The organism is Vibrio sp. 10N.261.55.C5 (assembly GCF_041470505.1).
In the GTDB taxonomy this organism is placed as follows: domain Bacteria; phylum Pseudomonadota; class Gammaproteobacteria; order Enterobacterales; family Vibrionaceae; genus Vibrio; species Vibrio crassostreae_C.
The window spans coordinates 1-10,243 of the sequence record NZ_JBFRMS010000073.1 but is presented as its reverse complement, the minus strand read 5'-3'; the positions used below and the strand labels follow the sequence as shown (position 1 = coordinate 10,243).

Sequence of the window (10,243 nt, the reverse complement as noted above, 5' to 3'; positions counted from 1 at the left end):
CTCTTACATAAGCCCCCACGTGTGGCAGACAAATGGATGTGCACATTCCAATTCAGCTTTCTACCGTAGGTGTGAAGTGCACAGAACACCCCGATATCAATATCCAGTTGCTTTGCCCATCCTAAGAAGATTTTGGCTGCGCAACTAAAGAGATGATTGAGAAGAAATCGATTATCTCGAAAGATGGGCCACAGTGTATGTGGAAGCGTCAACGTAACGTGTTGATACTCACACTCAGGAAAGACATGTTGTTGCTTTCGTCTCCACCGCTCTGTCGACACCGTCGCCGGTTCTGCCTGGTTCATTTTGCCTTTCACTTCCCGGCAATCCGTTGATATACGTTTCGTCCATTCGCCAAGATAAAGCTATTGGCTTCTTCTTTTTGTGGGCTCGATGTTCTAACAATGGCACATACTTTATCACTCAACGCTTACTGGTGGCGAAGTAATCCCGCACTTACTGGGGGTAGACAAAGAAGTGGCTTTGATGTGATGGACGCACCTCCCTTATCTAGGCCAATATAATCAATTTATTAAACCCAAAAGGTAAATTACAACTACAGTTAATGAAACGAATAAGTCAGCGAAGTGGAACAATGAACGTCAAACGTGCGACATTATCGATTCACGTATATCTAACGACAGTGATAATATTGGTTGTAGTTTTAACATCAGGGATACAAATCTGGCTAACGAACAAGGGGTTATCAGAGCTTATTTTAGAGGCGAATGCTAAGTTGTTCAACCGCATTGCGATAGAGACTCAGCTCCAACTTAACAAGCACTACGGTACCGCATTTACCGCTATTGGCGCTTTCACAAAAAGTTACGCCGTAAATTCACCAGATATAGAAGTGCGAGAAAAATTGATTCCTCAGCTCGCTCAGCTATTAAACGAATTCCCCCATGTCACGTCGTACTCTTTTTATTATCCTTCAGGTGACCTCCTTTCTATAGCTAGAGTCAATGACAAAGCTATGGCTGAGCGGGGGGATTTAAACACGACCGTAAAATTTATTATCGCCCATAACCATAAAGGAATACTGAAAATTCGAGGGGTTGATAAGGACCTTCAGCTCATATCAGAAATCGAGCCAGGGAAGGCGATTCTGTACAAATCACATCGCTGGTTTAGTGATGCGCAAGAAGCGACCGCCTTAATTTCCACACCATCAATCCACCCGACATCAGAAATGTTGGGTGTATTTATTTATCGTAAAAACGATCAAGGTGTTGTTATTTCTGCGGAAGTGTTGCTAGAAGACCTACAACAAACCCTTACCGATACCTTGACCAACGCTTCATCTCTTCGCGTTCTTTATAATGATGAAGGACAAATTTTTGCAGTCAGTGACAGCGCAAATAAAACTGTCCCTAAAGTTCAGATGACACGTAGACTTGACTTGTTACCTAATAAAGCAATCAATTATGCAATTAAGCGAAAGAAAAGAGATGGGCAGCTCGGTATGTTCGACTTTGAAGGTGAGAAATGGTTTGGGCACATAGCCACGTTTGGCCATTCTTATGGTCAACAATTTCACTTACTTATGGCAGCTAAAGCTGATGATTTGTTTGATAATGGTGTATTAATTAAAAAACAAACAATCTACACCTCTTTATTGATACTGTTGCTTATATTACCGGGAATTTACGTTATTTCTATGTATATATCGCAACCCATTAAGCGAGCGACCCGCAAAGCGAAAGATATTGAAAGCTTCAAATTCGATAAAGAACACGTTATTCAGCACTGCTATATACGAGAAATAGCCGAACTCAATCAAGCGCAAAGTGCAACTCAGTCAACCATCAGCCAATTTATTTCTTTGACGAACAATATCGCTAACAAAGAAAATCTCGATGAAATACTGAGTTTGGTATGTCACGACACCGCACAAGCAGTGGAGGCGAGTGGTATATTTTTGTATCTGCACGATATCGATAATGAGGTGCTAGTCCCCAAGTATGTTTGGTATCAAGGTATGGAAGCGCATCAAGCTGAGGCGTGTCCACTGCCTGTCAGTGAAGCAAAGAAGATAATGGAAGAATTGTTTGCTGCTAATAAAGTGATGACATTCGAAGCAGAGGAGATAGAGCGACTTAATCTCCCTTGGGATCGTGTTCGTCGTGGTAAAGTAGTGTGTATGCCACTGATGGATCGTTCAGGCAGTGTAATTGGTTCGTTTGGATTGTTGTTTGAAGGAGACAATGCGCTAGAACGCTATCACTCTTACGAGGATTACTTAACCACGTTACTGGGTTTTACATCGGTTACTATCGAAACCCACGAACTGATAGAGGCACAAAAGTCGCTCCTTGATTCATTTATTCAAGTATTTGCCGGTTCATTAGATAGAAAGTCACCTTACACCGGAAATCATTGTCAACGTGTTCCGATCATTACTGAGTGGCTAACCAAAGCAGCACAAAATTCACAACATCAGGCATTTGAAAACTTTAGCTTAACCCCAAAACAATGGGAAGAGCTAAAGATGGCGAGTTGGCTTCATGATTGTGGCAAGATCACTACACCTGAACATATCGTTGATAAAGCAACAAAATTAGAAACCATCTATAACCGAATTCACGAAGTGCGGATGCGATTTGAAGTCGTTAAACGTGAAAAAGAAATTGAGTTACTCAAAATACATTTCGGTGAGCTGCCTGATGACGTGCTAAAGTCATTAAATGAGCATAATAACCAAGTTGATAATGACTTTGAATTTGTTGCGGAACTTAACTTAGGGGGGGAGTTTGTTGATGATGCTCATATCAGTCGTTTGCATGACATCGCGCAGAGAACTTGGACAAGGACACTAAGTAAAACGGCAGGGACATCGTGGATTGAGCAACATCGAAGCCAAGAGCACCAACCTATACCTGCGACAGAGTGTGTACTAGCCGACTTACCTGAACACCTTGTTCCTTGGAATTTCCCAAGAGAAAATGAAGAGTGCTTCACTCTAAAGGCACCTGATTACCAAGCTAACCTAGGCGAAATCTATAATTTATCGACTCGTAGAGGAACGTTGACAGATGAAGACCGATTTATTATCAATGACCACATCATTCAATCAATCAACATTCTTAAGTCATTACCTTTCCCTAAACATATGCGCGATGTGGTTAAAATAGCCGGCGGTCACCATGAAAAAATAGATGGAACCGGGTATCCCATGGGATTGAAAGGGGATGAAATGCCGCTAACGGCCAAAATTATCGCTATAGCTGATGTGTTTGAAGCTTTGACAAGCACAGACCGTCCATACAAGAAAGCGAAGACACTATCTGAATCAATAAAAATTATGAGTTTTATGGTTAAAGAGAGACACCTTGATCCAGACTTGTTCGAGCTGTTCTTGTCATCAGGTGTTTATCAACAATTTGCTACAGAGTTTATGGAACCAGAACAACGGGACCAAGTTGACTGTACACACTATTTTAAAGACAAGATATTAAATAACTTGTAGGTATAACGGCCATAGATATAGGGCGCCATGTTGATTTACTTTACGAACTTGTAGTTATGTAAGTGCGTCATAAACCCCGCATTCTCTTCGCCGAGTACGAATATTAAGAGTCTCCAACCCCAAGGATAATTGAAAAGGCGAAATTGCTAAATAACTATGTCTATAATGCTCAAAGCTTTGTTAAACTTAATGAGAAAATCGTAAAGTTCTTTTATGGCAAAGATTTTGTCACTGGCCTCTTCCGTCAAGATGTCGCTGATTTACTTGGCTACAGTAAAGACCATTTTGGTAGGCTTATTGTGAGAGTGAACCTTGGTACATGGGCGAATCTATTGTTATGTATGGGAGTGCCTATTAACCAACTGTTTGACTTTAATCGGCCTAAGTAATATCCAATGTTGAGTTCGTGTGTTTTGTCCGTCAAAAAAGTTGCAGCGCTGCAACGTTGTGACTACTCACCACCCGTTGGGCGATGCTTCTTATTTCGCTAATCAGTGCTCGATAGGGGGAGTGACCGGAGCGCTGTGATAGCCGCCAACTTTTGAAAAGACGTGTATTTACTAGACTATTCAAGTTTAGGTGATTACTTAACTTGTGCTGCTCAAGTGAACATGCCGCACGTAATGGGCACATGTTCATTTTTGATATCGATTAACAAAGCGACTCCGCCAACCTATGCAGCGCCCATGGGTACTAAAGAGTCTAATGTTTCTAGGCTCGAAAAGGGAACAGGAAACCCTACTATTAAAACACTAATGAAATACGCTAAGGCGTGTGGTTGCCAATTAGACTTTGGCTTCACACACGCTTAGACGTTATATCAAAATCTCTAACCTAAGAGGCCGTTGCGATAGCAACGGCCTCTTTCGTATAGTTAGCTTGGAATTTGTCTAACAACTTTCGTAAAAATATAATACGAAACCTATTGGGACGGTAAAAAATATTGACTAAAATAACGTCAATGGTAAAGCATTTTGACCAGTGAATTTAAGGGGGATCAATGAGCGTTGTACCAGATTACAAGCTATCAGAGCTAAGAATCGTAATGTTCGAATCTTGTCCCAGGGTAAAAAATGAATTTCGATTACACAACAGAAGCCGATGAATCTTGCTTACCTGCAGCGAGAGATCACCGGTCGATCGCCCATGACCAGTTTACTTGATGTTCTCAAGGAAGCTGACTTGAGAATTGGATCTAGCGATCATTTTAAAACCGTAGACGAACAAGAAAACCTTGACCGTAAAAGCTAACAGTAACGTATATTATTCTGCCTCTACGGAATGAGCACGAATATAGGATTAAAACGACTAAGTGGAAGCCAGCATGGTATTAGCTTATAAAGAAATACTGAATGTGCTTCGTCGTTTTATTCACAATAACTGCATTACGTAACGCCATTGGGCAAGTCGCAAACGCAAATTTTATTTCCCGAAATCCTTCTATGTGGGGAGAAGGCACAACATCCAGCGCCTCGGATGCTAAGAAGCTTGGTGTTATTATTCATTGGCATGTAGAGAAGAAATCAACCTGTATCTACTTTCTGCTTAAACGCAGCTCCTCTTCAGAAGTCACCTTTATGATTGAAGGCGTATTACATCACGGCACCGAGATGGATTTTGACCGACAGTATGTCGATAGTCATGGTTTTCTATATAAGTCCGACACCGAAACCGCTGTTTTTAATTCTGTATAATTAATTGGAACCGACCACGCATTATCACAAAATCTCACACTTATCATATGTACACAGGAACGTAACACCTATACGTTCATTTACTTTTACAACTATCAAAAAGGTTTAAATTTGCATATGAATAAAGTGTTACTTTTGTCTTCTGTACTTGTGATTACACCGCAAGCCGTTCAGGCCTCAAGCAACCATGATGTTGCTGATAGTGTTATCGCACAGCAACGTACAGCGCTTGCCGAAAACACTCAAGGAAAAGGGTTTGGCCCTCAATCTCCACGTGATATAGACAACCTAGCAGGAAATAATACCCGTTACTTTGGGAAAGCGCCTGAATACTCACAAATGAACCTATGTAATGTTCACTTTCATAGAAATGCAGAGCATAAGGGCGGTGAATTTAACGTTTACGCAGGTAATGGTGACGGCAAAGGCAACAATACTGGCTATGTTTATAACGGTAAGTTAAGTGACGCTGAGCTTAAGCCGTTTAAAGATACTGTCAGCGCTAAAGGCCATAGTCAACTAGAATCAGGTGATACTATTGAGCTTCACTACGTTCATTCAACGGCCCAAGTTAAGCCAGGACCAACTCTCGGGGCATGTTTAAGTGAGTCAACTTCTAATCCGCAATTGCGTGTAGAAACGCAAGTATTTGTACTTGTTAATGATAAAAGTGCACTTAACTTCGTTGATTTGACCCAATTCGAGGTGAAAAATGGAGTCTATCAAGCAATAAACATCCCGAAAAATACCGGTAAACCGATTCGATATGCTGGTTCAACAACTGGCCCTAGCTACAATAAACAGGCATCTCCACTGCAAGTGACTTGGAGTGTACGACCAAAAGTGGCGAAGGTAGACATTGCCTCTGTAGCACAGTGGTTAGCAAGCAATGAGTTCGATGAAGACCATGCTCACGGTGTTCGCAACCTTGTTATGAACCCAGACTTGTTATCTTCGGGTCACTAAGCCACGACTGTTTCTGGTTTGTAGGTGAGTAAGGCAGTCGATATATGTATGCCATAGCATCAAGGTAGAGCATCGAGCGAAGAGCCTTAAACTCCGCCAAATTTATTAATGGCCCTTCATCATCAATTCACCGAATGAACTGTATTGTAAAGGTGTTAGCCTGATAAACGCTGATGCTTGTCGACTGTTAGTAAATTGTGTCCCATCACCCAAATTAGCATAAAGTATGAATGGGGTAACCTCACCAACACCTTCAAAATATATCAAAGTTTGTAGTTTGTAGTTTGTTGTGCATTGCAGGTGAAAATCAAGTTCATCGAGTAAGATCAAAGAGGGGGGGGGGCCCTCTTAATTAACCTTAGTAGTTCAGTATTATTCTTTCGTGATTTCGATGCCTAAATTGAAATTATCTACTTCGGAACCTTGCCATTCAGCAACTCCAATTTTGGTTACTCCTGAATATGCACCGGAAGGTAGCACATCATTAAGGGATTCTTCAAAGAATGCATTGAAGCTAGAGATCGTAGCACTTTGACAACTTACAGTTGTATTCATCTCTCGCCAAGTGCATTGATTGCTCCTTCTCATCGTAATTATTACTGGATGTTCACTCCCTGTTTGATTATTAATAGCATTGACCGTGACATATGTATTAACACCAATACCAGCACCTCCCCAAACTAGATCTTGAGGTCCATCAGCATATTTTTCTGGTCTATCTATATCAGATTCATTTTTCATGTCTTTAATAATGAAACCACGGTTTTTCCCATCTGTATTGTGAGTATAACTACTACTTTCAGTTACAGTGCCCAATGGTTGGACTTGGCATATTAGGTCGTTGCTTTCACTATCTTGAGTGACTAAGATTTCTTGACTACCTTCGAATAAAATATCACCACAAGTAAACCCTGTAACATGGTCATCACCCATTAACATTTCATGAGTGCTACCTTCATTGACATTGACAGATGGATCATCTAACCAACTTGAACGCTTGTCATAAACTCGTTCGTTATTAGCTGTAATCCAACCATTGATAGAATCGGCAGTCAAACCGTCTGTATTCATAACAAAAGGCATAATCGGAGCATCTGTATTATTTTTAATTACAATTGTAAAAGCAGATGTATTAAATGCACTTGTTATTAAAAGTGTAGCAATAGGTAATTTCATAATTTTCTCTATATGTCAGTGGTTTAAACTAATTTAGTACATTATGCTTTATATATGTGTGACCTATATCTTAATTATTTAAATAACAATTAACCCACATTTAAATTGATGAAAATTACACATAAATATTAATTTGTATATGTATAAATCTGTAAATTAAAAGCATATATACATTCACCCTATTGAGTTGTAGGAATACTCTCTAATTGCAGTTTTGGTGATGAGTGTCATATACAGCTAATTATTAGAAAGTTGCCAAGTGATCCGAAAAATATACCTAAAGGAAATTGGCATTAATGTTAAGCTACAGATGTGGGCTTTTTCATGCGTCACACAAAATACTCATTAAAGGGTCGGCCGGGAATTTGAAGTGGCATAGTGACTTTGGCCACCTGATTAAGAGGTGGAGTATGATCATCTCGATACTAAAACAGATGACAATATGACTAAGCGTGAAAGACGCATTTTTAACCCAGAATTCAAGCTTGAATGCGATCAACTAGTGCTTGACTAGGGACGTACCTACAAAGAAACCTGCGAAGCGATGGGTATTGGAAGAACAACGTTAGAAAGCTGGATAAGGCAACTCAAAGTTGAAAGAGTAGATAAGGTTCCCAATGCATCGCCACGGGCTCCAGAGCAAAGAGAAATCCGTGACCTTAAAAAGAAAATCAAACGTATTGAAGAAGAAAAGGACATTCTAAATCGTCAGTTCGTGGTAACGGAATAGAATCAAGTATGGTGCGGTGATATGATCTACATCCGGACTGAGCAAAGGTGGTCTTATCTAGCGGTTGTCATTGACTTATTCGCACGAAAAGCCATCGGTTGGAATGTCTAACTCACCAGATAGTGCCTTGACGGCAAGGCGTAAAGCATGGCTTATGAGAACCTTGGAAAACCATCTGGCGTGATGTACCACTCGGACCAAGGTTGCTACTATACGAGTAAGAAATATCGTCAGTTGTTATGGAAATATCGAATTACTCAAAGTATGGGTAGGAAAGGAAATTGCTGAAATATCCCTATGGAGCGAGTGTTCAGAAGCTTGAAAACGGGATAGGTGCCAACGAATGGTGATAGAAGTTTTATAGAGGCGAACCAAGCCAATAACAGATTATCTGGTTGGTTATTACAATCAACATCGATGACTTCATACATGGTATTGACTAAAGGGATAATACTGTTCGTTGTACACCAAAAGTAACTCTGACTAAATTGTGAGAATCAACTTAAACTTTGTGGCTCCACTTTGTGATAGAAAGTGATATCTGGTTCTTGTTCAAGCAGTCCATTAAGGCCTCCAAGTAGGTTAAGGAAGTGCGTTTCTTTGCAATGTGCGTCAAAAGCTGTTTGATCAGCAAACTGTTCTTGAAATAAGAACTTTCTATCATCAGATTTATCCTGAAATAAATAATAACTAATGCAGCCAGGTTCATTTAAAGTTGGTATTAGCATTGCGCTGAGTAGTTCATGCAACTTCTTTTCCTGTCCGGATTTTGCGTAAAAGTGTGCAGTTAAGTAAATCATTGTATTTCCTTAGGTTATTGATTTTTGGTTATTGATATCGACCTTCACGTTGAATAAATTCAATCTTGTATCCATCGGGGTCTGCTCGTAGTTTTATGATTTGATATCTGAAGTTCCAATACCGCAGTTAGCCAGACGTTTATGTGTTTTCTCTATACACTCGACACTGACTGCTAGGTGTCCATAGGTATTACCATGAGCATATGGAGTCGTTTGATTATGGTTGTGTGTCAACTCAAGTTCAAAGCCTGTTTCGCTGTTGGCAAGGTAAATTAGGGTAAAGTCATTGAGCTGATATTGAACCGTGACTTCAAGTTCTAGCGCATTACGGTAGAGGTTTTTAGGTCGTGCACTCTTATCATACTGTGAATCAGCTTAGTCATTATTTTTCCTCAATTGAAGTCAGGATAGTAATGAGTGAATGAACCAGGCTGGTAGTACGTGAGTACGACAAAACTTTTTATGAAAGGCTATTCTTTGATTTAAATGCAATCATATACGTTAATCGTTATCGTTTGCTGGAGTAAATTAAACAAGCACAGCGAAGCAGGGAGGCAAAATTACCTACCTCACCATTATGCTCTAGAGCCTCTGTGTAGACTGTTGATATGAAGCGTGGCACGGTAAGATTCTGAGAGTGAGCAATCTCTTCTAGGACCAGCCAAAAGCTCGATTCGAGTTTTACGCTGGTTGCATGTCCATCTATACGAATCGAGCGGGTAACAAACTGGTAACTTTCTGTTGGCTGATGAGCAAATATTTCACACATAAGGAGCATGTTGGTTGTTGAATAACTATATTATTCTGTCTGAAAATGATTTGTTAATCAATTAATTGGTAAATTACTTACATTTTCCGGGCACGAATTGGCCAGGTACGCATCTACAACTCGGTAGAACCGGCGACGGTGTCGCCTGAGCGGCCTACGGCCGAAAACAAAGAGACTCAACCGACTAGGGTGCTTTGCATGAATCGTTTATCCTATAGACCATGTTTCCGAATAAGCCCATCAAACAACGCTTCAATGCCAACGATACTTGGCTCTAAAGAGTATCGATGCCGCCATGCTAACTGCACCCATCACAAATACATTCACCAGACGTGTAAATCTCGCTTTTGCAGCAGTTGTGGCATTAAAGCGACAGAGCGGTGGATACGAAAGCAACAACATGTCTTTCCTGAGTGTGAGTATCAACACGTTACGTTGACGCTTCCACATACATTGTGGCCCATCTTATCGATTTCTTCTCAATCATCTCTTTAGTTGCGCAGCCAAAATCTTCTTAGAATGGGCAAAGCAACTGGATATCGATATCGGGGTGTTCTGTGCACTTCACACCTACGGCAGAAAGCTGAATTGGAATGTGCACATCCATTTGTCTGTCACGCGTGGGGGCTTATGTAAGAG

9 protein-coding genes and 5 pseudogenes are annotated in these 10,243 nt (G+C 40.6%); 7 read left to right on the top strand and 7 right to left on the bottom strand.

The window, feature by feature from the left end:
• Window positions 1–278 (bottom strand): annotated as a pseudogene (locus tag AB4263_RS22235) (transposase); the annotation flags it as partial.
• Between the two features lie 55 nt (window positions 279–333).
• Window positions 334–423: pseudogene (locus AB4263_RS22230) on the bottom strand (IS6 family transposase); the annotation flags it as partial.
• Window positions 424–595: 172 nt separating this feature from the next.
• On the opposite strand from AB4263_RS22230, the gene AB4263_RS22225 reads away from it, so the two are divergent.
• The 4 genes from AB4263_RS22225 (at window position 596) to AB4263_RS22210 (ending at window position 6,129) form a co-directional block, all read left to right on the top strand.
• Window positions 596–3,469, top strand: a complete 2,874-nt coding sequence (locus AB4263_RS22225) for an HD domain-containing phosphohydrolase (RefSeq protein ID WP_372098919.1) — start codon at window positions 596–598, stop codon at window positions 3,467–3,469.
• 551 nt (window positions 3,470–4,020) lie between these two features.
• The gene (locus tag AB4263_RS22220; protein WP_235612466.1) at window positions 4,021–4,281 is read left to right on the top strand and encodes a helix-turn-helix transcriptional regulator; all 261 of its coding nucleotides are present in this window, start codon (window positions 4,021–4,023) and stop codon (window positions 4,279–4,281) included.
• A gap of 630 nt (window positions 4,282–4,911) precedes the next feature.
• Entirely contained in the window at window positions 4,912–5,163 is a 252-nt protein-coding gene (locus AB4263_RS22215; protein ID WP_157938692.1) for a Tn3 family transposase, read from the top strand.
• A 117-nt stretch (window positions 5,164–5,280) separates the two neighbouring features.
• Window positions 5,281–6,129, top strand: a complete 849-nt coding sequence (locus tag AB4263_RS22210) for a delta-class carbonic anhydrase (RefSeq protein WP_102332438.1) — start codon at window positions 5,281–5,283, stop codon at window positions 6,127–6,129.
• Window positions 6,130–6,234: 105 nt separating this feature from the next.
• On the opposite strand, the gene AB4263_RS22205 is transcribed toward AB4263_RS22210, so the two are convergent.
• Together AB4263_RS22205 and AB4263_RS22200 are read right to left on the bottom strand one after the other, a co-directional pair.
• The gene (locus tag AB4263_RS22205; protein WP_372098920.1) at window positions 6,235–6,342 is read right to left on the bottom strand and encodes a hypothetical protein; all 108 of its coding nucleotides are present in this window, start codon (window positions 6,340–6,342) and stop codon (window positions 6,235–6,237) included.
• 159 nt (window positions 6,343–6,501) lie between these two features.
• A complete protein-coding gene (locus AB4263_RS22200; RefSeq protein ID WP_372098918.1) occupies window positions 6,502–7,305 on the bottom strand; it encodes a hypothetical protein in 804 nt (267 codons plus the stop codon).
• Between the two features lie 544 nt (window positions 7,306–7,849).
• Between AB4263_RS22200 and AB4263_RS22195 the strand changes: the two genes are divergently transcribed.
• Window positions 7,850–8,035, top strand: a complete 186-nt coding sequence (locus AB4263_RS22195) for a transposase (RefSeq protein ID WP_372098917.1) — start codon at window positions 7,850–7,852, stop codon at window positions 8,033–8,035.
• Window positions 8,036–8,056: 21 nt separating this feature from the next.
• Window positions 8,057–8,323: pseudogene (locus AB4263_RS22190) on the top strand (DDE-type integrase/transposase/recombinase).
• 209 nt (window positions 8,324–8,532) lie between these two features.
• On the opposite strand, the gene AB4263_RS22185 reads toward AB4263_RS22190, so the two are convergent.
• From AB4263_RS22185 to AB4263_RS22175, 3 genes and pseudogenes are all read right to left on the bottom strand, one after another.
• Complete coding sequence (locus AB4263_RS22185) at window positions 8,533–8,835, bottom strand: putative quinol monooxygenase (RefSeq protein ID WP_372098916.1); 303 nt, start codon at window positions 8,833–8,835, stop codon at window positions 8,533–8,535.
• Window positions 8,836–8,863: 28 nt separating this feature from the next.
• A pseudogene (locus AB4263_RS22180) lies at window positions 8,864–9,218 on the bottom strand (VOC family protein).
• Window positions 9,219–9,343: 125 nt separating this feature from the next.
• Entirely contained in the window at window positions 9,344–9,604 is a 261-nt protein-coding gene (locus tag AB4263_RS22175) for a ribbon-helix-helix domain-containing protein (protein WP_162299045.1), read from the bottom strand.
• A gap of 270 nt (window positions 9,605–9,874) precedes the next feature.
• On the opposite strand from AB4263_RS22175, the pseudogene AB4263_RS22170 reads away from it, so the two are divergent.
• Window positions 9,875–10,243, top strand: a pseudogene (locus AB4263_RS22170) (transposase zinc-binding domain-containing protein); the annotation flags it as partial.

Coding starts and splice junctions, on each gene's coding strand:
- AB4263_RS22225 (WP_372098919.1), top strand. CDS start 596: ATGAACGTCAAACGTGCGACATTATCGATTCACGTATATCTAACGACA.
- AB4263_RS22215 (WP_157938692.1), top strand. CDS start 4,912: ATGTGGGGAGAAGGCACAACATCCAGCGCCTCGGATGCTAAGAAGCTT.
- AB4263_RS22210 (WP_102332438.1), top strand. CDS start 5,281: ATGAATAAAGTGTTACTTTTGTCTTCTGTACTTGTGATTACACCGCAA.
- AB4263_RS22200 (WP_372098918.1), bottom strand. CDS start 7,305: ATGAAATTACCTATTGCTACACTTTTAATAACAAGTGCATTTAATACA.
- AB4263_RS22195 (WP_372098917.1), top strand. CDS start 7,850: ATGGGTATTGGAAGAACAACGTTAGAAAGCTGGATAAGGCAACTCAAA.
- AB4263_RS22185 (WP_372098916.1), bottom strand. CDS start 8,835: ATGATTTACTTAACTGCACACTTTTACGCAAAATCCGGACAGGAAAAG.
- AB4263_RS22175 (WP_162299045.1), bottom strand. CDS start 9,604: ATGTGTGAAATATTTGCTCATCAGCCAACAGAAAGTTACCAGTTTGTT.